This is a genomic window from bacterium (genome assembly GCA_035528375.1).
Taxonomy (GTDB): domain Bacteria; phylum RBG-13-66-14; class RBG-13-66-14; order RBG-13-66-14; family RBG-13-66-14; genus RBG-13-66-14.
Genome location: DATKYS010000072.1, coordinates 32192 through 53277, shown reverse-complemented (window position 1 = coordinate 53277; position 21086 = coordinate 32192). Strand labels below are relative to the sequence as shown.

The 21086-nt window shown below is 63.2% G+C and carries 22 protein-coding genes; 6 read left to right on the top strand and 16 right to left on the bottom strand.

The window, feature by feature from the left end; all coding sequences use genetic code 11:
- The first annotated feature begins 2 nt into the window (after positions 1 to 2).
- Both rseP and VM054_05450 read left to right on the top strand, forming a co-directional pair.
- Positions 3 to 1319: an RIP metalloprotease RseP gene (gene rseP, locus VM054_05455; GenBank protein ID HUT98509.1), complete on the top strand. Its 1317-nt coding sequence runs from the start codon at positions 3 to 5 to the stop codon at positions 1317 to 1319.
- 66 nt (positions 1320 to 1385) lie between these two features.
- Positions 1386 to 2069, top strand: coding sequence for a hypothetical protein (locus tag VM054_05450; GenBank protein HUT98508.1), 684 nt, complete (start codon positions 1386 to 1388; stop codon positions 2067 to 2069).
- 197 nt (positions 2070 to 2266) lie between these two features.
- Here VM054_05450 and VM054_05445 read toward each other — a convergent pair whose 3' ends face one another.
- The 14 genes from VM054_05445 to VM054_05380 all read right to left on the bottom strand — a co-directional run bounded on the left by VM054_05445 (position 2267) and on the right by VM054_05380 (position 15208).
- Positions 2267 to 3367, bottom strand: a complete 1101-nt coding sequence (locus VM054_05445; GenBank protein HUT98507.1) for a hypothetical protein — start codon at positions 3365 to 3367, stop codon at positions 2267 to 2269.
- A 34-nt stretch (positions 3368 to 3401) separates the two neighbouring features.
- A complete protein-coding gene (locus VM054_05440; GenBank protein ID HUT98506.1) occupies positions 3402 to 4643 on the bottom strand; it encodes a CsgG/HfaB family protein in 1242 nt (413 codons plus the stop codon).
- A gap of 127 nt (positions 4644 to 4770) precedes the next feature.
- Positions 4771 to 5253 (bottom strand): hypothetical protein, encoded by a 483-nt coding sequence (locus VM054_05435; protein ID HUT98505.1) that lies wholly within the window; start codon positions 5251 to 5253, stop codon positions 4771 to 4773.
- A 9-nt stretch (positions 5254 to 5262) separates the two neighbouring features.
- Entirely contained in the window at positions 5263 to 5832 is a 570-nt protein-coding gene (locus VM054_05430; protein ID HUT98504.1) for a nitroreductase family protein, read from the bottom strand.
- 226 nt (positions 5833 to 6058) lie between these two features.
- A complete protein-coding gene (locus VM054_05425; GenBank protein HUT98503.1) occupies positions 6059 to 6787 on the bottom strand; it encodes a hypothetical protein in 729 nt (242 codons plus the stop codon).
- 48 nt (positions 6788 to 6835) lie between these two features.
- Positions 6836 to 7936 (bottom strand): ATP-binding cassette domain-containing protein, encoded by a 1101-nt coding sequence (locus VM054_05420; GenBank protein HUT98502.1) that lies wholly within the window; start codon positions 7934 to 7936, stop codon positions 6836 to 6838.
- Positions 7929 to 8297, bottom strand: coding sequence for a DUF86 domain-containing protein (locus tag VM054_05415; GenBank protein ID HUT98501.1), 369 nt, complete (start codon positions 8295 to 8297; stop codon positions 7929 to 7931). Before VM054_05415 ends, VM054_05420 begins: the two co-directional genes overlap by 8 nt.
- Positions 8281 to 8595 carry a nucleotidyltransferase family protein gene (locus tag VM054_05410; protein HUT98500.1) on the bottom strand — a complete coding sequence of 105 codons (315 nt, stop codon included), beginning with the start codon at positions 8593 to 8595 and terminating at the stop codon, positions 8281 to 8283. The genes VM054_05415 and VM054_05410 overlap by 17 nt, the downstream gene beginning before the upstream one ends.
- Positions 8596 to 8689: 94 nt before the next feature.
- Positions 8690 to 10207: a hypothetical protein gene (locus tag VM054_05405; GenBank protein ID HUT98499.1), complete on the bottom strand. Its 1518-nt coding sequence runs from the start codon at positions 10205 to 10207 to the stop codon at positions 8690 to 8692.
- On the bottom strand, positions 10208 to 10858 hold the full coding sequence (locus VM054_05400) for a hypothetical protein (GenBank protein HUT98498.1): 651 nt from the start codon (positions 10856 to 10858) through the stop codon (positions 10208 to 10210).
- A gap of 36 nt (positions 10859 to 10894) precedes the next feature.
- Entirely contained in the window at positions 10895 to 11659 is a 765-nt protein-coding gene (locus tag VM054_05395; GenBank protein HUT98497.1) for a hypothetical protein, read from the bottom strand.
- 104 nt (positions 11660 to 11763) lie between these two features.
- Positions 11764 to 12663 (bottom strand): class I SAM-dependent methyltransferase, encoded by a 900-nt coding sequence (locus VM054_05390; GenBank protein HUT98496.1) that lies wholly within the window; start codon positions 12661 to 12663, stop codon positions 11764 to 11766.
- A gap of 1 nt (position 12664) precedes the next feature.
- On the bottom strand, positions 12665 to 14338 hold the full coding sequence (locus VM054_05385) for a formate--tetrahydrofolate ligase (protein ID HUT98495.1): 1674 nt from the start codon (positions 14336 to 14338) through the stop codon (positions 12665 to 12667).
- Between the two features lie 414 nt (positions 14339 to 14752).
- Positions 14753 to 15208 (bottom strand): hypothetical protein, encoded by a 456-nt coding sequence (locus VM054_05380; GenBank protein HUT98494.1) that lies wholly within the window; start codon positions 15206 to 15208, stop codon positions 14753 to 14755.
- 171 nt (positions 15209 to 15379) lie between these two features.
- On the opposite strand from VM054_05380, the gene yajC reads away from it, so the two are divergent.
- From yajC to VM054_05360, 4 genes are all read left to right on the top strand, one after another.
- Positions 15380 to 15727 carry a preprotein translocase subunit YajC gene (gene yajC / locus VM054_05375; protein ID HUT98493.1) on the top strand — a complete coding sequence of 116 codons (348 nt, stop codon included), beginning with the start codon at positions 15380 to 15382 and terminating at the stop codon, positions 15725 to 15727.
- A 48-nt stretch (positions 15728 to 15775) separates the two neighbouring features.
- Positions 15776 to 16846: a butyrate kinase gene (gene buk / locus VM054_05370; GenBank protein HUT98492.1), complete on the top strand. Its 1071-nt coding sequence runs from the start codon at positions 15776 to 15778 to the stop codon at positions 16844 to 16846.
- A gap of 31 nt (positions 16847 to 16877) precedes the next feature.
- Positions 16878 to 17870 carry an SIS domain-containing protein gene (locus tag VM054_05365; protein ID HUT98491.1) on the top strand — a complete coding sequence of 331 codons (993 nt, stop codon included), beginning with the start codon at positions 16878 to 16880 and terminating at the stop codon, positions 17868 to 17870.
- A gap of 69 nt (positions 17871 to 17939) precedes the next feature.
- Positions 17940 to 18563, top strand: a complete 624-nt coding sequence (locus VM054_05360; protein HUT98490.1) for a hypothetical protein — start codon at positions 17940 to 17942, stop codon at positions 18561 to 18563.
- Positions 18564 to 19158: 595 nt separating this feature from the next.
- On the opposite strand, the gene VM054_05355 is transcribed toward VM054_05360, so the two are convergent.
- A complete protein-coding gene (locus tag VM054_05355; protein ID HUT98489.1) occupies positions 19159 to 19488 on the bottom strand; it encodes a hypothetical protein in 330 nt (109 codons plus the stop codon).
- A gap of 139 nt (positions 19489 to 19627) precedes the next feature.
- Positions 19628 to 21028 carry an aminotransferase class V-fold PLP-dependent enzyme gene (locus VM054_05350; GenBank protein HUT98488.1) on the bottom strand — a complete coding sequence of 467 codons (1401 nt, stop codon included), beginning with the start codon at positions 21026 to 21028 and terminating at the stop codon, positions 19628 to 19630.
- Between the last annotated feature and the right edge of the window lie 58 nt (positions 21029 to 21086).

Genomic DNA, 21086 nt, shown 5'->3' with positions numbered 1-21086 from the left:
CATTGCAAGGCATCTTCTTCGACATCCTCGGGTTCGTAATCTCCTTCGGGCTGGTGGTGGCTGTCCACGAGTTTGGGCACCTCGTCGCCGCGAAAATCCTCGGTATCGGCGTCCAGCGATTCTCCATCGGCATCGGCAAGCGCCTTTTCGGCATCCGGCGCGGTGAGACCGACTACTGTCTCTCCCTCGTGCCGATCGGCGGTTACGTCCGCCTGGCGGGAGACGCCGCCGAGAACCCGTTGTCCGCCGAGCCCACCCACATCAACTCCACCCCGGCCTGGAAGAGGATCATCGTCTACCTCTCGGGCCCGCTGGCCAACGTCGTCCTGGCGCTCCTTTTAAACTTCGCCGTCAACCTGGGCGGTTACGACGAGCTCCACCTCGAGCCGGTAATCGGGGAGGTCATCGGGGAACTGCCCGAGGGTAAGCCCAGTCCCGCCTCGCGGGCCGGACTCCTGCCCGGGGACCTCGTCGTCGCCGTGGACGGCGAGCCCATCACTGACTGGAGCGAGCTCAGCCGCCGCATCACCCTCCACACGGGGGAAGAGTTGACCTTCGACGTCGAGCGGGATGGCGCGAGACGGGAGCTCACCCTGACCCCCTGGGTGAACCCCGAGACCGGCTTCGCCCAGGTCGGCGTCCGGGTCCACCTCGAGCCGGTGGTGAGCGCCCTCTACCCCCCGGGGGAGGACCTGGGCTTCCGAGTGGGAGACCGGATACAGTCGCTGGCGGGCACCCCGGTGGCGAGCGCCGACGATTACACGGCGCGCCTGGACGAGCTGAAAAAGATGGAAAATCCGCCAGTCGAAGTTACCGTCGCCTTCCAGCGCGGCGGGAAAAGCTTCGCCCTGGACGTCCCTCTCGATCATCTCGACGAACGGGCGTTCACTCTTGGCGGCGAGGTGCGACACATGGCCCCGGGGCTCTTCGGCGCCCTCGGGCAATCGGCGGACGAAACCTTCTCCGCGGCCCTCGAGTTCTACACCGTCCTCTACCTCCTCCTGGCCCAGCGCATACCAGCCTCGGAAGCCATCGGGGGACCCATCGCCATCGCCTCCGTCTCGGGTAAGATGGCCGAGGCGGGCCTCAGCGTGTTCCTGCGCTTCGTCGCCCTCCTCTCGGTCATGCTGGGCATCATGAACACCCTGCCGATTCCCATGCTGGACGGGGGGATGGTCACGCTCCTGGTCGTGGAGGCGGTCCGCGGCCGGCCCCTGTCACTGAAGGTGCGTCAGAGGATACAGTACATCGGTATCGTGCTGCTGGGCTTCCTCCTGCTTTACGCCCTCTATTCCGATCTGAAGCGCGTCTTCTTCTAAAGACGGAGCCTTGACAATGCGCCCCGTCGCTCATAAGCTAGTGGTGCACACGTCCGCGGAGTCATCTTGAAGAACCGGCCTGCGTCCTTCTACCTCTTCCTCCTCACCGTGCTGCTCCTCGCGGGGCCCCAACTGGTGGGAGGGGCTTCGGACGAAGCGCCCATCGTAGGCTGCACATTCCCCAACTTCGGCTGCGACGACCCCACCGGCCCCTCGGAGACCGAAACCTCCACCTGCACACTGGTCTCCGCCCTGGTGAACGAGCAGGACCTCGACCCGTCCGATCCCGTCCTGACTGTGGCCCCCGGCGAGAACATCGTCGGCCTGGTCACCCTGGAGACCTACAACGCCGGCTCCTCATCCAGCACCGCCCCCCTGGCCGCCACCCCCAGCTTCGGCGACCACAAGTCGAGTTATTGGGAAATCACCATAAACATCCCCTCCGGGAAGGCCACCTTCGATGTGACCCTGAACCTCAACGCCCCGGAGGACGAGGGGACTTACTTCCTCTTCTTCGCCTGGTACGCGGAGAAAACCTCCGGGAACGTCATGTCCCTCACCGACTGGCAGTACCCGGGAGGCGACGAGTGGGACGACGACGTGGACATCGCCGACTGGGATGACTACCAGGCCCAGCAGGGGATAGACAACGGCTGGGTGGAGACGGATTACCTGGACGAGTACGGCGAGTACGTGGAGAACGTGGTTTTCCCGGGCACCGCCATCCGGGTGTTGGTCCAGGCCCGGTAGTTTTAATCCCCTCGCCCCTCTGGGGAGGCCTGCGAGGCACGGGCTAGGGAGAGGGGTAATAAAGAAGGCGGGATGCGCTCCCGCTTTTATTACATGGCCCCACAGAGTAAACCTTTCAGCTCTCAGTAATGAACAAGGGGCTCAAGCCCCTTGTCTTATCGTCGCCGGCCTCTGTAAACATCCCCTCCGAATCCGCATCACTCCCCGTGAGCGTATTTGAGCTCACCGGTGTTGTAGATGTAATAAGAAATGTGGGGGTTGTCCAAGGAATCCAGCGCCAGTGAGGTGTAGCTGGTGCTGTTTCCCGCCGAGTCCACGGTCTCAATTTGCCAGGTTTCGCCGTCCCAGCGGGCGTAATTGAGGTAACCCTGGTACTCAGCAATATAAGAGATGTGGGGGTAGTCGGAGGAATCCAGCGCCAGGGATGTGTTGGTCCCGGTAAGATACTCCGCTCCCCATGACCCCACGATCTCGGTCTGCCATCCGGCGCCGTCCCAATGGGCGTATTTGAGAACATTATCGTTGCTGTCGTAATAAGAAATGTGGGGGTAATCCAAGGAATCCAGCGCCAGGGAGGCGTAACCGCCTTCAATTCCCGCTGAATCCACGGTCTCAATCTGCCAGACGGCGCCGTCCCAGCGGGCGCATTTGACATAACAGTTTCCTTCATAATCATCCTCATAAGAATATGATATGAACGGATAGTCGGAGGAATCCAACGCCAGGGAGGTGTAACCGCCACTGTATCCCACCGAGTCCACGGTCTCAATATGCCAGGCGGCACCGTTCCAGCGGGCGTATTTGAGATCACCGTTGTATCCGTCGTAATAAGAAATGTGGGGGTTGTCGGAGGAATCCAGCGCCAGGGAGGTGTACATACCCACGTAATCCGCCGAGTCCACGGTCTCGATCTGCCAGACGGTTCCGTCCCACCAGGCGTATTTGAGATTACCGTTGATGCCGTCGTAATAAGTAATGTGGGGGTAGTCCAAGGAATCCAGCGCCAGGGAGGTGTACATACCCACGTAATCCGCCGAGTCCACGGTCTCGATCTGCCAGACGGTTCCGTCCCACCAGGCGTACTTGAGATTTCCGTTGTAGTCGTCGTAATAAGAAATGTGGGGGTTGTCGAAAGAATCCAGCGCCAGAGAAGTGAAGCCACCCGAATCCACGGTCTCTATCTGCCACTCCGAGAGTTTTTGTTCTCCGAGCAAACCCAAAAGGTCGCTGACACAACCCAGCGAAAAAGCCAGGACCGCGGAGATAATGATAAAGATGAGTCCGCTGTACCTCTTCATCCCGTACTCCTGTGAATAACGCCTGTGCAAACCGTTAGAGGTAGAACTCGACGCCGATCCGCGTGTTAAGAGCCTTTCCGAACCATATAATCCCACTTTGATTGTCCGTGCTGCCCGTGCCGCCCGGGCTGGTTATCTGTGGCTGCCCGGGGCTGCCGATGAATGGGTAGTAATCGGCACCGATGCTTACCCCCAACCAGGAAGAGAAACGGTACTCCACACCAGCCTTTGCCTTGCCTATGAAGAGTAACGTGGAGTCGTCTTCGCCGAATCTGATGAATATTCCAGCTCCGAGACCTGCATACACCCGAAAGATACGGCCGAAATAGAAATCGTAGTCCAGTGTAAGCATCGGTGATCCCGACCGCGCGACGTACTTGTCAGGGTCCAAGCCGATACCCTTATCCATTAATATAGTGGCCACCGACAGACCGAAGTAGCCTTCTCCCCGACTGGAGTAGGCGATGGAGAAATCTCCGATAAAGGGGTATCCCCCGCCGAGATGGATTTGGAATTCATCTAATGTAATTTCACGTCTATATCCGCTTGTACTGGTGATTCCAGCTAAACGTACCCTGTCGCCGGTCGTGACTTCGAATTCCCCCCTCAGCTTGGCTTCCGATAAGGCCGCTTCAATAACGCGGGAGACAACCGCCTTACCCAATTCGATAATGTCATGCCCTACGAGTAAACCCGTTTCCGGGTCGTAGTATTCTTCGCCAATCCGGTAAACCTCGAGCTCATCGCCTGGGCTCAGGTTTTCCTGCGTACCCAGATTCACCTTTATTATGCCTTTATCCACGCCGATAACCTTACCCGTCACCGGGATGCTGTCGGCGAACCGTTGCACGATCGAACGCCCTTCGTTAACAAGATATTCCACGTTTATGGCATCGGCGGAGTCCGAATATTCTAATTTACCGGTTGTTATGTCCGCTAAACGCAAGGTTAAGGTGTAGATGCTTCCCACCTGGGAAACCTTTCCGACGAGGACTTTATCGGCACCGGCCAACTGGCCGACCTCCACGATGCACTCGGTTGACGTGCACCCCGATAATGTCAGGGCCTGCTCCTCGAGTATGGCCGCAAGCTTTTCCCGTTCGACCACGTCGAAACGGTGGGTATTGATCAGGGTATCCAGGATTGCATCCGCAATCCCCGCCGCCGCGGACTCACTGACTCCCGCAGCATCCAGACCGATGAAGGCGAGCTTTATCTTCTCCGCACCCAGTGAGCCGGCAGCGAGTAGAAACACGAAAATCAGTACCCTGCGCACATACCCTCCGTAAGAAAAGTTATAAATCACAGTAAGTTTAGAGATAAAAGGGCTTTCTGTCAAATATAAATACAAAAAAAACTTTCGCCTTCTTTGTAACACTACTAATTAACAGGTCTTTCCACGACTAACGGTCGCCGCCCGGCGCGGTCCCCAAAAGCATAATCAGCAGCCGCTCCAGGGTGCCCCGGTCTACCTCGGCGATGTAATCCTCCCGCCAATCCCCGTCTATGCACTGGACGAATACGATGCAGCGACCGTCGAAGAGCGCTCCGGCCAGACGCCGAATCCCGCTCGTTTCGTCCTCGGCCAGCCGGTGGAGGTATCCCAGAAAGTCTCCGATGGCGTAATCCGTCGCCCGGGTGAAGTTCAGGCTGAGATATCCCGGATGTGGGTATCCGACGACGACGCGGTTGAAGGCGGAATCGTTCCGGCCGGTGGACAGGGTGTACCCGTCGGAAATCTCGGCGCGGACCCCGAATTCGGCGCAGAAAGCCGCCAGGAGCGGGTGAATCGCCTGGCGGAACTCCTCCTCGTTGGGTTTTTTCGGTAAAAGCTCGTCGAGTTTGACCTGTATCCTCTCCACCCATCGGGTGATTACGCCGTCCATATTCATAAGCTACCCCTCCACGCTCCACGGCGTACCGGCGTCTCCGCGGAAGGCCGCCTCTCCGAGTTCCACCCGGCTACGCTTCGCGGGCTCCCAACTTTCCGCGGGCCAGCCGAGGGCGATGATGGCCAGGAGCTTCCAGGACCCCGGCGCGTGGATGAGTTTTCTGAGCGGTTTCTCCTTGAACCAACCGAGCCAGCAGGTGGCCAGCCCCAGCTCCGTGGCCTCCAGGACGAGGTGCTCGCCCGCCGCGCCGCAGTCCATCAAATGATAGGGGATGTCCTTGATGCCCTCGCCGAGGCGCGCGATGCCGAGCTTTCTGACCGCCGCCAGGACCACGAGGACCGGGGCGTCCGCGGCCCATCTGTTCGGCACCATGCCGCCCAGGGCCTCGTCGCAAATCAGTCGCCGTTTATCCGCCTCGGTGACCACGACGAATCGCCAGGGCTGGGCGTTGCAGGCGCTGGGTGCCAGTTGCGCCGCCCGGAGACACCGGGTAATCAAATCCTCCGGCACCGGGCGGTCCGGGTCGAAGGCGCGGCAGGAATGCCTACTGTCTACTAACCTACTGAAATCCATCCCGCTTTAGCCTTTGGGGTTATGGTAGTATACGGACAATCCAGTCGGCTAGAGGTGGATAACCCGAATGGGTTAGCGGAGGAGTGCCCCGGGAGGGGCATTCCTTTTAGGGCTACAGCCCCCCTCATCCGCTGTGCTGAATAATCTCTAAAGATAAGTTTATCCTCCGCACTCCAATGACCCGTTCTACGCGCCTGGATGACGCACCTCCCGCTGAACAGCAGCCTCACATGCTCCAGACCGTCAACAGGGTGAACAGGAAGAGGCCGAAGTAGATGACGGCGCCGAAGAGCGCCACCCGCGGGTGCTTGCGGGCCAGGGCCAGGGCGTCGTAGAGCGGGTTGAAGGCCGCGCCGAAGCGGTACACCTCGAAGGCCGCCTTTTTTATGTTCACGAAAATCACCTTGGCCTTCTCCACGTCCCCCGCCTCCAGGGCGGCTTTCATCTCGGAGAGCGACTCCTTGAGCTTGCCCTTCACGGTCTCCGTCTTCTTGGCCGGCCGGGCGTCGCGCTTCTGGGCCTCGTCCAGATGCCGCCGCAGCTCCTCGAGGTACTCCCCCTTCAGCCGCGGCGTGAGCAGCTCGTCCATCAGCACCCGCGCCTGCACGTCCTCCAACAGGTCGGCCACGGTCAGGCGCGTCAGCGGGACCTTGTACTCCCGTCGGCAGGAATCTATGAGCTCCTCGACCACCTCGTAGCCCAGCGGCGCCCCGGCGATGAGCATCTCCGCCACCAGCTTGGCCGCGTGGCCGCAGGCCTTCTCCTCGGCCATCTCGTTGCGCAGCTTCACCAGCCGCCCGAGGATGAACCAGGTCAGGAGCGCAAAAACCAGGATGACCCCCACGGTGACTATCAGGCGGACGAAGGGGTCCATGCCCGTCGTCTGCGCGCCGGGGACGGGCAGGGCCGACGCGGCGCCCGCCGCCGCCAGCCATACGCAGAGAGCTTTGCGCATCGTGCTCCTTAGATTTTGGAATGGACTATCGTCCGAGCTGGCTTCCGTTCATATCCGTCGCCGCCGTCCCGCGCGCCGCCCGGCGGTCCGGGCCATCGGATCGGCATCGTGGGGGTAGTTGTCCATGCGGTCGTCGTAAATGTGCCGGACGATGCTCTCTATCTTCGGCTCGCTGATCGTCAGGTCGCGGACGGTCAGGCGGGTGAGGCAGGCGGCGATGACCTCCTTGGCCGTCGTCTCCTTCGGGTCGAACCCCACCGACAGCCCGTTGCGCTCCCCCAGCCGCACCTCCAAAGCCTCGCGGGGGATGGCGAGGGCGGCCGCCAGCTCCGCGGCATCCAGCGACGCCGGACCTTCCGTATCCAGGTACACGACCCGCCGGCGACCGAATGTCCGCTTGAACTCCGTCAGCGGCCCGTCGTAGATGATCCTCCCCCGGTCAATTATCATTATACGCTTCGCCAGCCGCTCGATGTCCGCCAGGTCGTGGGTGGTGAGCATGACGGTGGTCCGGCGCTCGGTGGCCACGTGGGAGAGGAACTCCCGGATGCGCTGCTTCACCGAGACGTCGAGGCCGATGGTGGGCTCGTCCAGGTACACGACCCGGGGGTTGTGCAGAAGGGTCCCGGCCAGCTCGCACCGCACCCGCTGGCCCAGGGAGAGCTTGCGCACCGGCAGGCGTAACAGGTCTCCCAGCTCCAGCACCTCGATGAAGAAGTCCAGGTTCTTTTTGAACTCGTCACGCGGAACCTCGTAGATTTTCTCCAGCAGCCGGAAGCTCTCCTGAACGGCGATGTCCCACCAGAGCTGGGAGCGCTGGCCGAACATGACGCCGATTTCCCGGGCGTTGGCCACGCGCTGGCGGTGGGGGTCACGGCCCAGGACGCGGCAGCTTCCCTCGGTGGGGCGGATGATGCCGCAGAGCATCTTGATGGTGGTGGATTTGCCCGCGCCGTTGGGGCCGATGTAGCCGAGAATCTCCCCGGGCTGGATGGCGAAGCTCACCCCGTCCACGGCCCGGATCTCTTCATACTCGCGCTTGAAGAGGTTGACGATGGCGCCCCCGATGCCGGACCGGCGCCGGAATACGCGAAAAACCTTGGTCAGCCCCTCGGATTCGATGACGGGGGCCGTGTCGTCGTTAATCATTTGGCATGCTACCGGAGTCCGGGTCCCCTTCGCCGATAAGTTTCTCTACCATCCGCCTCGTCTCGTCCGCCTCGTACGATACCGTTTTCCAAACGAGCTCCACATCCACCTGGTCGTAATCGTGGATTAAGACGTCCTTCATACCTGACATCATCGTCCAGGGTACACCGGGGTGGGCGGAGCGAAACTCAGGCGATAGGCGCTTTGTCGCTTCGCCGAGGATTTCCAGCTTGCGGATGACCGCCGACAGCAACATGTCGTTCTTCACGAAGGAATCGTGGTCCACGCCGGCAATAAAGGCCCGGATGGAATTCAGGGCCCCGAGAATGTCGAACAGATGACTTCTATCCCTCGCAGGCATAGATTACCCTCGCCGTTGACAAGATTTCCTTCGGCCGGATGGGGTTTAGGCTGCGTTCTAAACCCCGGCGGCTCACCAGGTCCACCTTTCGCCCAAGCAGACTGGAGAGTTCGTCCTGCAGTTCGACGAAATCGAAAAGCGACCAACCGGCTTCGGGATCGAAGGTCACCAACAGGTCCACGTCGCTCTCTTTAGTATCGTCGCCGCGTAGAAAAGAGCCAAAGAGCGCCAACTCAACGATTCTCCACCGGCGGCACAGGGCATCGAGCCGACGCTGGTCTACAGTTATGCCGTCCATCTCCGCCTCCTGAAGCCCATTTTACCCCAGCCGGGTGCGGTAATCAATGGCGGAGGCCGGACCTCCGCCTGGTATGTCCATCGGCAAACGCAATTTACCCGGTAAGCGGAATGGGGAACGGATACGCCGGCACGGGGCGGTGGGGCATGACGAAGACCGGCGCCGCAGCCGTCCCGCCCTGGAACGGCTCCAGAAGGTAATCGGCGAAGGTAAAGGGGGTGAGCGAGTTGGGGTCGGAGTGCTTCTGTGCCAGGTCGCAGGCGAAATCCCCGCCTACGCCGACATCGAAGGCGACCAGCATCAGCTCCTCCACCTTGGGCAGGCCCCAGGCGAAGAGATCGCCCTCGAAGGTCACGCTCTGGCCGGGCGCCAGTTGACCGGGCAGGTTGACGTCGGTCTTCATGACGACGGGCTTCCCCTCGCCGCGGAAGACCCAGCAGCGCAGGCCCTTGGTCGTATCCAGGGTGCGCGGCTCGGCGCCGTGGTTGGTCAGGATGACCTTGACCTGATACGGTGAATCGAAGGGAGTGGCGAAGGCCGGCTCGGGAAGGACGAGCTCCACCCCGCCCACCGGGCCGGTGCGGTAGGGGTACGGCAGGGGATCGGGCTTGGGAAAGTTCTTGAAATCGCCGAACGCCTTCTTCTCCTCGGGGGTGTACCTGGCGTCCATGTGCCAGCCGGCGCGCAGCATGGCGGTCAGGCCGAGGTAGTCCGGTCCCTGCTCCTTGGCGATGTGCTCCTGGCCCATCTCCATCCGCCGGCGGACGTAGGGCCGGTAGAAAGCCTCGTCCATCTCCCAGCCGTTGAACTCTCCGGAATAACCCAGGAGGACGTGTATCTTCCGCCGCTGCTCCTCGGTGTGGAGGTGGGCCCACAGCATGTACTCGCCCAGGGCGTCGGTGAAGCAGGTGAAGGGCCGCAGCGCGTTCTCGCGCCGGGCCAGGGTCAGCTCGTTCTCGTACGAGTTCTTGTTCAGGGCGTAGACCAGGTTCATCGGGAAGGGGTAGTCCCGGGTGATCTCAAGGGCGTTCAAGGCCCAGGTGATCATGTCGGGCTGATGGTGGGTAATCTCGACGTTGAAGGAGCCCATGTTGGCGTCCCAGGTGGCCGCCTGCCCCAGATGGTCTTGATGCCCCTCGGCGAGCGAGCGGCGGTTGAACTCGGGAATCGTCGTGCACTCCCCGGCCAGGGCGAAGAGCGCCTCGTAGGCCTTCTTCTGGTGGGGAAGCTGTGCGTTGTCCCTGACCGAGGTGTCGTAAACCATGCGGTGCGGCTTGAGGACGATTTCCAGGTCGGTGATGTCGAGGGTGGCCAGGTCCACCGGCCCTAAAACCTTCTCCGCCTGTTCCATCTCGTTTATTTTCTGGTCCATACCGGCCGTCTGGACCTCGGAGAGCTTGACCATGGCGTTGCCGTACTTCTCCATGAGGCCCTCGGACTGCATCCGGTCCTGGAACTTGATGATGTCCATCCCGGGCTCGTTTCCGATGGCCTCCATGCGGGCGACGACCTCGCGCACCGGCTCGAGGAGCTTCTTGTCGGAAATCATGGACGACTGTGCGTCCAGGCCCATCTTCATCCCGTCTACCATCTGTTTGACGGCGGCGTCCATTTAAAACCTCCCCCCGAGACATTCGGCGTTGACATGAGCGAAGATTTCCACCAGCCGCTCGATCTGCGCGTCGGTGTAGGTGAAGCGGTTGCGAATCCAGGGGAGCTTCAACAGGTCGGGGAAGCGCCCGCCGGGGTTGCGCTCGGCGAGCTCCTTCAGACCGGCCTCCAGCTTGGTCTGGGTGCTCTCGGAGAGCTCGGAGCCCGGCTTGGCGGCGCTGACGAAGAACGTGCTCTCCGCGATCTCGTCCATCAGTGTCTTGGTGCGGCTGATTTTTTCTAAAATCTTCGACTCGTCTCCGGCGAACCGGGCGGAGACGGAGTCTATCTCGTTGAAATCGGCGGCCTTGGAAATAGCGTCGGCCCGAGCGTTCCAGATCCCGGCCAGCTCGTCCAACTTCATCTCGGCGTACACTTCCGCCTGGAAGCGGGCGCCGTCCACCGCCATGGCCCGGCCGAGCCGGAAGGAAAGACCGCCCTCCATGAACTGCCGGTTCATCTCGATGAGGTCCGGGGTCTTCTTGACCATCTCGAGGGTTTCGGCGTCCGCCTTCGCCGCCTCCACCGCGTGGGGGTCCCGCTTCCGGGCCTCCAGCGTCAGGCGGTAGTATTCGATGGTGTCCGCGTGCGCCTTCGCGTCGTAACTGCCCATGCCTCTCCTCTCGTCGCTTTTTCACGACCCGAACGGTTAAAGCTCTTCCCCGTCGAACTCCTCCTGGGTCGCGGTCAGGCACCTGCTCCAATCGCGCAGGTCGTCCACCAGGGCGGTGATGGGGGAGAAATCCACGGCGGTGCCGGAGCCCGCGGTGCCGAACTCCTGCGCCACCTCGCTCTCCAGCTCGAAGGCCTCCAGGCGGTTCGACGCCTCGGAAAGTCGGTCCACCAGCCCGGCGAAGTCGTTGGTGCGCTCGACCAGATTGGTCAACAGACGCCAGGCCTTTTCTGCCAAGGGCTTCGAGTCTATGTCCCTGGAGCGCTCGTAGAACTTGTACACCTTGTCCTGGCGCAGCCATTCTCCGGCCAGGGCGACGGCGCCCGTATAAACCTCGTCCACCAGCGGCTCGAGCTCCACGGGTTTCGTATCTATCTCCTTGAACCGTTTGACTATCGTCTCGTACCCCGAACTTATCTCCTTGAATCGCGGTCCGGCGGGATTCTTGTCTATCCTCTCGTTGAAGGCAAGCCAGTGCTCCTCGATTTCCACGAAGAGCAGGCTCACCCGCAGGACGCGATCCGAAAAAACCTTCGCGTAGACGAAGATGACGACGAGTATCCCGGCACCGATCGTCCCCACTGCGACCCATAAAGTTTCCAGCAAGATTAAACCCATGTATCCGATGAATAAGGCCGCGGGGAGAAGGGACAACGCGGTGGTGACCCGCTTGCGTTTCTCCTCGTCCTTGAAAAACCGGCGCCGGATGACCCTACGCAGGCGGGCGGTGAGTCGGACCAAGGTGCCTCCGTTATCTTGGGGTCACAATCGTTTGAGCCCGGCCGTTGACGACGGCGGCCGGGACGGTGTTCTCCCGGTCAGCCGCGGACACTTTCCGTTCCGGTTCATCCCGACCGTTGCATAACCAGGTTGCTGATGAACGGGGTGAAGGCGGTCAGCGGTACGCGCGCCGGCCGCGCCACGGCGAAGTACAGCAGCGCTTCGACCACCCGTCTCAGCGGGCCCCCGGGCGGGTGGTGGACGTGGGAATCCCAACCGGGCAGGAGGTTGACCGACCGCCAGGGCAGCCCGCGCAGGCAACCTTTGATTTCCCACCAGGTGGACCCCCAGGCTCCGGCTTCCTCCAACCCGCGCGGCCCCGGGCTCAGCCGCTCCGTCGGGGAATAACGCCCGCGCCTCACGGCCCGGCGGTGCGCCCAGGGCGAGCCCGGCCGCGTCCAGGGAATCCCCGCGAGCCCGGTCGTGTGGAAGTCAATGGGCCACAGCCGGTTGGGGGTCTCGTTGACGTAAAGGAAGCCGCCAGGCGCGAGGAGCCCGAAGACCCGCCGCAGGACGTCCCTCCGCAGACCGGTCTCGCTCGAGGGGATGTGCTCGACGACCCCGGAGAGAAGGATCAGGTCGTACCTCCCTCCGGCGTCCTCGGGGTCGTCCAGGATCGCCACCCGGTCGGCGAGGCCGTGCTCACTCAGGCGTAGCCTGCAGATGTCCAGGGCCTCGCGGTCAATGTCGTAAGCGTGGACCTCTCCGGCCCGGCAGGCCAGGGCGACCGTGCTGGCTCCCGTGCCGCAGCCGAAGTCCAACACACGTTTGGAGTCTAGCGGCCCGCAGAAGAACTCTATCTCGGGCAGGAGCCGTTCGGTGAAGCGGACCACGCGGCTGTCCGGACCTTCCAGGTGCTCCTCGATGTACCGCGCATAACGGGGCCAGCCTTCCATCCCCCGGTGGAGCTCACGGATGCGGTTGACGAACCGGGGGGAGTAGGTGACATGGTCGGCGCGGTCCACGCTAAAACAGCCCGGTGATGTTGCCGTCCAGGTCAATGTCCATGTGCACTGCCGCCGGATCCTTGGGCAGGCCCGGCATGCGCAGGATGTCCCCGGTGAGCGGGACGACGAACCCGGCCCCCGCGGCGATCTGAATCTCCCGCACCGTCACCACGAAGTCCTTGGGGCGCCCCAGGAGCACCGGGTTGTCCGAGAGGGAATTCTGCGTCTTGGCGATGCAGACCGGCAGCCCGGAGTAGCCGAAGTCCTCGATGGTTTTCAGGTCGCGCTTCGCCTTGGACGTGTAGTCCACGTGCTCGGCGCCGTAGATTTCGTGGGCCACGGTGTAGATTTTCTTCTCGACGGGCCAGCTCCAGTCGTAGAGCGGCTTGAAGTCACCCGTGCAATCCCGGGCGCTTTCCCGGACCAGCTCGGCCAACTCGAGCATCCCGTCGCCGCCCTTGGCAAAGCCCTCGCCCACGGCGGCGGGGACCCCCAGCTCCCGGCAACGGTCCAGGACGACGCGCATCTCCTCCTCGGTGTCGGAGAAGAAGCGGTTTACACAGACCACGGACGGCAGCCCGAACTTCTTTATATTCTCCAGGTGCTTCTCCAGGTTGGGCAGGCCGCGGGCCAGGGCTTCGGGGTTGGGCTCGGCCAGGTCCCGCTTCTTCACTCCGCCGTGCATCTTCAGCGCCCGGCAGGTGGCCACCAGGACCACCAGGCTGGGGCAGAATTTGCCGGAGACGCACTTGATGTCGAAGAACTTCTCCGCGCCCAAATCGAAGCCGAAGCCGGCCTCGGTGATCCCCCAGTCGCTGAAGGCCAGGGCCATGCGGGTGGCGAGGACCGAATTGCAGCCGTGGGCGATGTTGGCGAAGGGGCCGCCGTGGATGAAGGCGGGAACGCCCTCGAGGGTCTGCACCAGGTTGGGCCGAATGGCGTGCTTCAACAGCATCGTCATGGCGCCCGCAACACCTATCTCCTTGGCCAGCACCGGCTTGCCGTCGTAAGTCATGCCGAGGAGGATGCTCCCCAGGCGGCGTTTCAGGTCCTCGAAATCCTCCGCCAGGCAGAGGATGGCCATGACCTCGCTGGCGGCGGTGATGTCGAAGCCGGACTCCCGCGGCACGCCCTGGGTCCGGCCGCCGAGGCCGATGACGATGTCCCGCAGCTCGCGGTCGTTCATGTCCACCACGCGGCGGTAGGTCACGGTGCGGGGGTCCAGCCCGCTCGCGTCGCCCCGAAAGAGATGGTTGTCCAGGGCCGCGGCCAACAGGTTGTGCGCCGAGGTGACCGCGTGGATGTCGCCGGTGAAGTGGAGGTTGATGTCCTCCATGGGGATGACCTGGGAGTATCCGCCGCCGGCGGCGCCGCCTTTCACGCCGAATATCGGCCCCAGGGAGGGCTCGCGCAGGGCGCAGGCCGCCTTCTCGCCCAGCTTGGCCAGTCCCTGGGCCAGGCCGATGGTCACCGTGGTCTTGCCCTCGCCCGCCGGGGTGGGGGTGATGGCGGAGACCAGGACGAGCTTGCCGATACTACCCTGGAATCTGCGGAGGGCGTGGTTGTGGACCTTGGCCTTGCCCCGACCGTAGAGGTCGAGGTCGTCGGGCCCGAGGCCCAGTCCGGCCGCGACCTCGGCGATGGGCCGCGGCTTCGCCGCCTGGGCGATTTCTATGTCGGGCGGGAAGGGCATGAGACACCTGCATTTAAGACGACCGCGTGCGGCCGATACGCCCGTAATCATGGTATAGATTCGGGTTAAAAAACAAGGGCGCTCTCCGGGGCCGACCGAGGGCCATGCCATTTCAACGGCACTGAGGGGGGAGGCTCCCCGCTGCAATTTGGGAATTCAGTCTGTTTAGCGCCGCCTCGGTCCGATCTAAACGGCGCGCCGTCGGTCGGCCCCTACGTCGGCCCTCGTTGATCGCCGTCGTTTGAAAAACGTAGGGGCGGGTGTCCACACCCGCGGGCGATTCAATCCCACCGCCTTGCCTAAGATGTAGGGAGGGGATTGTAATCCCCGCCGTTTTATAAGGCAGCCCTCACCTTAGGTCCCTCTCCGACGGGGAGAGGGAAACTGTCGCCCCTTAGGTAAGCCCGGTGAGCCTTAAAAACGCAGCGCCAGGCTCAGCGTGGGATAGAACTCGCCGTCGCCGGAGACGCCCAGACCCGGGGAGAGATAGAGGGCGTATTCCAGCCGCTCGTTCTTTTCCAATGCCAGGAGCGGGGCGTGGATCAGGCCGCCCAGGTAAGCGGTGTTCATGATACACGCGCCGAATAATATCTCGTCGAACCCGGCCAGTGATCCGGTTTGGTTCGCCCCGATGATCATCAGGGCTACTCCGCCTCCCACTAGGCCGATCTCCACGACGCCCCAGATCGGTTCCTCGATGAGGAAGTAACCCAGCCCGGGGACGAGGTTGCCTAAAAGGCCCGCCTCCCACGAGTAGCGCTCGGGAGCCGGCATTTCCTCGGTTTCGCCGTACACCTCGGGAACCGGCAGGGGATCGGCGTAGACGACGGCCAGGAGCAGCATTAGCAGAACCGCGGGCAGTCTGCACATATCGGCCGGCTCCTCCGTCGGTGGAGGCGGGAGGACATGATAATTGCCGTTATCTTACACACCCCCCCGCCGGCTGACAAGCTTGGGGAGTTGACCGTAAGTTGAGGGTTTGCTACACTTCGGCGGTTGCGAGTTAACGTCTCAAGCCCACCGGTCAGAGGAGAGTAACCCTTGTTCACACATCTGGTTTACGCGCTCTCGGGAGGCGGAGGCGGCGGAGAGGGTGGCGACGGCGGCGGGGGAATCCTCGGCCTCATCCTCCCCTTCGTCATCGTCATCGCCATCTTCTACTTCCTGATCATCATGCCCCAGCGCAAGAAGGAGAAACAGAAACAGGCCATGCTCAGCGCCGTCACCAAAGGCGACCGCGTGGTGACCATCGGCGGCCTGAAGGGCACCGTCGTGGGGGTGGACGACCGGGAGGACTCGGTGACCATCCGCGTCTCGGGCGACGTGAAGCTCGAGTTTCTGAAGAGCTCCATCGCCCAGGTGATTTCCAAGGACCGTTCGGCCGAGTAGCTCCCACCTTTGACCGGTGACCGACCGGCAACTGAGGAAGGGCGTGAGATGGCTGAAAAGATACTCGTGATCAACCCCGGTGCCACCTCGACCAAGATCGCCGTATACGACGGCGAGAAGATGAGCTTCAGCGAGGTGGTCAGGCACCACGACGACCAACTCTCGTCTTTTTCGAGCATCCTGGACCAGCTCGAGTACCGCAAGAACCTCATCCTCGAGGTTTTGGGCAAAATCGGCCTCTCCCCGAAGGACCTCGACGCGACGGTGGGCCGGGGCGGGGCTTTCAAGCCCATGGTCTCGGGCACGTACAAGGTCAACAAGGCGATGGTCTCGGACGTGCTCACGGGCAAAGTGGCCGCCGAGCACGCCAGCAACCTCGGCAGCCTTCTGGCTTTCGAGATAGCCAAGCCCCACGGCATCCCGGCCTTCATCGTTGACCCGGTGAGCGTGGACGAGTTCGACGACGTGGCGCGGCTGAGCGGCCTGCCGGAGCTGGAGCGCAAGTCCCTCTCCCACGCCCTGAACCTCAAGGCCGTCGCCCGCCGGGCGGCCGAAAAGCTGAAGAAGCCCTACGATAAGCTGAACCTGGTAATCGCCCACCTGGGTACCGGCATCAGTGTCTCCGCGCATCGCCGGGGGAAGATGATTGACGTGAACAACGCCAACGACGGTGGACCCTTCTCCCCCCAGCGCGCGGGCGGCCTGCCCACAACCGGCCTGATCAAGCTCTGCTTCTCCGGCAAATACTCAGCCGCCGAGCTCAAGAACCGGGTCGTGGGCCAGGGCGGGCTCGTGGCTTACCTGGGCACCGACGACATGTTCGAGATAGACCGCCGGGTGGAGGCGGGCGACAAGAACTCCAAGCGCGTGCTCGACGCCATGGCGTACCAGGTGGCCAAGGAGTGCGGCGCCATGGCCGCCGCCCTGGGAGGCAAGCCCGACGCCGTGGTCATCACCGGCGGGATCGCCAAGAGCAAACCCTTTGCGGATCTGCTCCTGCCGCGGATAAAATGGCTGGGCGAAGTTATCGTCTATCCGGGCGAGGACGAGATGGGAGCCCTGGCGCGTGGAACTCTCCGTGTCCTGCGCGGCGAGGAGAAGTCGAAGGTCTACAAGTAGCTTTTATTGAATCCCACGGGGCACCCGCCGGGTGCCCTTAAAACTACCGGGGAACGGCATGGTCGGGGCGACGGCGGCGCAGATGCGGCGGTGGGCCGAAAGCCTGCCCGAACAGCTCGCCTACGAGGCTCCGGGGCTGGACGGCCTCCGTGCTCCGAAACGCCCGCCCGGGCGCGTCCTCGTCGCCGGAATGGGCGGCAGCGGCGTTTCCGCCAAATTCCTCGAAGCACTGTCCCATAAAAACAGCACCCCCGTCATCCCCTGGCCCTGGTCGGGGGTCCCGAGTTGGCTCTCCCGTGACGACGCCCTGCTGGCGATTTCCCATTCCGGCGAGACTGCGGAAACTCTGGCCACGCTCCGGGAGGGGATGGATAGCGGCGCCGCGGTGGTCGGCATTTCCACCGGCGGGAAGCTCGGCGCGTTTTTAACGGAAAAGGGTCTGCCCCTCCTCACCGTGCCCGGCGGAATGCCGCCCCGGGCCGCCTTCGGCTTCCTCCTGGGCACCGGCCTGCACGCCGTGGAGCGGCTGACCGGCGAAAAACTTTGGGAGTCGGGGAAAGTCGTCGCGGCGCTGAAGCGTCTGCGCGACGGGCTCTCCGCCGGCGGTTACACCGACATCGAGGAGCTGGCCCGGAAGTTGAAGGACCGCCCCCTGGTCGTCTACGGCACCTGCCCGCTAACCGCCGCCGCCGCGGTGCGCCTGAAGCAACAGTTGAACGAGAACGCCAAGATGTACGCCTGGTCCGGCACGCTGCCCGAGCTGGCCCACAACGAGATAGAGGGCGCCGGACCGGGCGAGCCGCCTCGACGCCTCTGCCTGACACTGACCGACGCACCGCCGCTGGACGAGGTCCTCCGTGACGGCGTTCAAACCATCTTTCTCAAAGGAGAGGGTCCCGAACCGCTGACCGCCGCCCTGGGGCTGGTCCTCCGTGGAGACCTCCTCTCCCTGGCCCTGGCGCGGGAGCGGAATGTGGAACCGGGTCCCGTCACCCGGATCGAGGAGTTCAAGAGGCGGGCCTGAGCCCGCTTTTTTCTTGCGAAAGGGCCCGTCCCCGGCTACACTTGTGACGATTCGCTCACAAGGAGAGCCATGTCCCGCCTCGTCTGTGCAGTCCTCCTGCTGTCGGCGCTCGTCGCCCTCGCGGCCGAAGACGAGGTCCTGCCCGGAACGCCCGGGCACATCGTCATCCCCGCCGGGGTGACCGGCGTGACCGACGTCGCCACGGGGATTTACTACGGCGGTCGCTTCGGCTTCTTCCTCCCCTTCTCCCAGGAAAACTACCTCCACTTCGATTCGCTGGCCTGGCGCTTCGAAGGCCTCGTCAACCTCGAGGGCGGCGACTGGAAGGCCATGGCCACGCTGGGCCTCTACCTGGGCGAGGTGGATAACAACCCGGATTTCGACAACACACCGAGCTTCCTCGTCGTGCCCTTCTCCCTGGGCGCGTACTATGAGTTTGGGGAAAATTTCAGCCCCTACGTGGGCGGCGGCGTGGGTTTCACCATCTTCAACATGGGTGAGCGGCTGCTGGCCGGGGGCGGCCGCGAGGACGGATTCACCGAGCTTTTATTCATGCCCCACCTGGCCGCCGGACTGGACTTCTTCCGCGAGAAAAACTTCCGCCTGAACGCCGAGCTGCGGCTGGAGCTGGCCTGGAGCGGCGAGTTGGCCCAGGTCGGCGGATTTTCCCTCCTCTTCGGCATCGCCCTGTGAGCGTCTGCCCCAGGAAGGGGCCTGTGAGGAGTGGTCGGGGGTGAGGGTGAGGGGTAAAGCGCGGCGGGGATTTGCCAGGGGCATAGCTCGCTTCGCTCGGTTAAAATCCCCGCCCTTCATTTAACACCACAGCCCGTCTGCGAAGCCTTCGTAGGGGCCGACCTTCAGGTCGGCCCGCAATTTTCGCTACTCCTACAAAGGTCTGCGAGGCGTGGACCGGGGGTGAGGGCTGCTTTATTCTCCCTCCCCCCTTTGGGGGAAGGCGCGCCTACGGGTCGGGTAGAGGGGTAAAAAACGGCGGGGATTTACCAGGGGCATAGCTCGCTTCGCTCGGTTAAAATCCCCGCCCTTCATTTGGTGTTCGGTGGCAGGCGGGCGGGTAAGGAGACCCGCCCCTACGTCGGCAAGTCGCGAATCCTATCCGTAGGGGCGACTGGTAGGACGAGTCCTCCACGGTCGCCCGCTCAACCGACCTAAACGGCGCGCCGTCGGTCGGCCCCTACATCATCGCAACTAGGAATTGTCCAGGGAGGGGGGTTATTCGCGGCGGCCCGCAGAGGGGCCGCCCTACACCATTATAAAGCAGCCCGAATGCCTACGGCGACGGCTGCGGGTTGGCCTCGAATAACCGTCCGCGCGGGTCGTCGAAAGCCTTGATGACGAGCAGAATCTGGTTGCTCCGCCCCAGGAGCGAGGAGGTCAGCGTCATCTCGGTCAAGTCGAACTCAGGCAGGACATCCCGGATGGCGGTGAGCTGGGCCGCGGTGAATTTGACGGCGACGGTCCGCCCGTAGCCCCCCTTTACGGACTTGATCTGTTCGCTGGTCAGGGTGAGTGTCACCTCGTACTGCTTCACCTCGGCCCAGGCGCCCAGGACGAGGGTAAGGAGCAGCAGCAGAACAGCCCACTTTCGCACAACGTACATCGTCCCTCCCTTCCTCCGGTTTCTCTCCCGTTTCAGTGATTGATACATAATATACGAACCTTGAGGGGAACGTCAACCGCAGTCGCGGAAAGGGGTGCGCCCATCGCGCACCCCCAATAGTTTACCGGACGCGGCGGCGTCAGAGGACGAAGTGGCGATCGAGATCGGGTGCGTAGCCCTCGGGGTGGAAGGCGCCGGTGGCCGTGTCCTGCGTGTAGTCGAGCCGTGGGCCTTTTTCCGCCAGGCGCGCGAGCTCGGCGAGGAAGTGGTCTACATCCTCTTCATCATTGTAGATACCAAGGCTGGCCCGCACCATGCCGGGTATCCGGCGTCGGTCGCCGTCGGTCAGCATCTCCCCCGCCAGCCGGGCGAATTCCTCCCTTCCCAACCCCAGAAGCTCCGCGACGTAGGGCTGGGCGCAGAAGCAGCCGTTGCGGACCCCGATGCCGCCCTCGAAGGCCAGAACGGCGGCGACGAGCTGGTGCGGTATCCCGTCGAGGTTGAAGCTGACCACCCCCAACCGCCCGTCGAGCGCGGTCGTGTCGGACGAGCCGTAGATTGTAATGCCGGGCACCGCGAGCAAACCTTCCAGCAGCCGTTTCGTCATCTCGTTCTCTCGACGTCGAATCGCGTCGTAACCCAGCGTCTCGAGCGTTTTAGCCGCCACCGCCATGGCGACCGCGCCGACGAAGTTGGGCGTGCCCGGCTCCAGCCGGTCGGGCATGTCGGCCCACACGACGTCGTCGCGGGTGACGAGCTTCACCGTGCCGCCGCCCCGGCAGGCCGGACCGCAGGCCTCGAGGGCGTCCCTCCGACCGATGAGCGCCGCGCCGCCGTAGGGGGCGTACATCTTGTGCCCGGCGATGACGACGTAGTCGAGATGCGCCCCCGGCTCGCCCGGGTCCACGCTGAGTGGCAGGTGCGGAGCGAGCTGGGCGCCGTCCACCAGAATCCTCACCCCGTTCGCGTGGGCTATCTTCGCCAGCTCGTGAACCGGGACCAGCAGGCCCGTCACGTTGCTCGCCCCGGTGACCGCAATCAGAGCCAGACGGTCGGCGAGGCTCTCCACGAGTCTGCGGGTGGCGGCCAGGTCAACGACGCCTCCCGCGGAAATGGGGAGGTACGCCAGTTCGGCGTACCGCCGCCAGGGCAGATCGTTGGAGTGGTGCTCCAGCGGGCTCACCAGAACCACTGGGTCCTCGGGATAGCCCAGAGAGCAGGCCAGCTTGTTGAGCGCCTCGGTGGTGTTGGAGCTGAAGACGGCGATGTAGTCGTTTTCCCCGGCGCCGACGAGGTCGAGTATCACCTGCCGGGCCCGCTCGTAGGCGTGGGTGGCCACGGCGCTCTTGAAGCCGGTGCCGCGGTGGATCGAGGAGTACCAGCCGATGAGCTCGTTCACCTTGTCCCGCACCGGGGCCAGGGCCGGTGTGCTGGCGGCGTTGTCCAGATAGACGTAGCGCCGCGTGCCGCCCGTGGCCAGGGGGACCTTTTTATCCCATCCGACTATGTGCTCGCGGATGTTATCCAGAGAAATTCGCAAAGCCTCTCCTTGATTTTCCCGCTCGATTTGACGTCTTGGTTTCGCGCCGCCGGCGGAT

Excerpts from the sequence above, each read along its gene's own strand:
- VM054_05445 (HUT98507.1), bottom strand. The coding sequence starts at position 3,367 with ATGAAGAGGTACAGCGGACTCATCTTTATCATTATCTCCGCGGTCCTG.
- VM054_05435 (HUT98505.1), bottom strand. The coding sequence starts at position 5,253 with ATGGACGGCGTAATCACCCGATGGGTGGAGAGGATACAGGTCAAACTC.
- VM054_05430 (HUT98504.1), bottom strand. The coding sequence starts at position 5,832 with ATGGATTTCAGTAGGTTAGTAGACAGTAGGCATTCCTGCCGCGCCTTC.
- VM054_05425 (HUT98503.1), bottom strand. The coding sequence starts at position 6,787 with ATGCGCAAAGCTCTCTGCGTATGGCTGGCGGCGGCGGGCGCCGCGTCG.
- VM054_05420 (HUT98502.1), bottom strand. The coding sequence starts at position 7,936 with ATGATTAACGACGACACGGCCCCCGTCATCGAATCCGAGGGGCTGACC.
- VM054_05415 (HUT98501.1), bottom strand. The coding sequence starts at position 8,297 with ATGCCTGCGAGGGATAGAAGTCATCTGTTCGACATTCTCGGGGCCCTG.
- VM054_05410 (HUT98500.1), bottom strand. The coding sequence starts at position 8,595 with ATGGACGGCATAACTGTAGACCAGCGTCGGCTCGATGCCCTGTGCCGC.
- VM054_05405 (HUT98499.1), bottom strand. The coding sequence starts at position 10,207 with ATGGACGCCGCCGTCAAACAGATGGTAGACGGGATGAAGATGGGCCTG.
- VM054_05400 (HUT98498.1), bottom strand. The coding sequence starts at position 10,858 with ATGGGCAGTTACGACGCGAAGGCGCACGCGGACACCATCGAATACTAC.
- VM054_05385 (HUT98495.1), bottom strand. The coding sequence starts at position 14,338 with ATGCCCTTCCCGCCCGACATAGAAATCGCCCAGGCGGCGAAGCCGCGG.
- VM054_05380 (HUT98494.1), bottom strand. The coding sequence starts at position 15,208 with ATGTGCAGACTGCCCGCGGTTCTGCTAATGCTGCTCCTGGCCGTCGTC.
- buk (HUT98492.1), top strand. The coding sequence starts at position 15,776 with ATGGCTGAAAAGATACTCGTGATCAACCCCGGTGCCACCTCGACCAAG.
- VM054_05360 (HUT98490.1), top strand. The coding sequence starts at position 17,940 with ATGTCCCGCCTCGTCTGTGCAGTCCTCCTGCTGTCGGCGCTCGTCGCC.
- VM054_05355 (HUT98489.1), bottom strand. The coding sequence starts at position 19,488 with ATGTACGTTGTGCGAAAGTGGGCTGTTCTGCTGCTGCTCCTTACCCTC.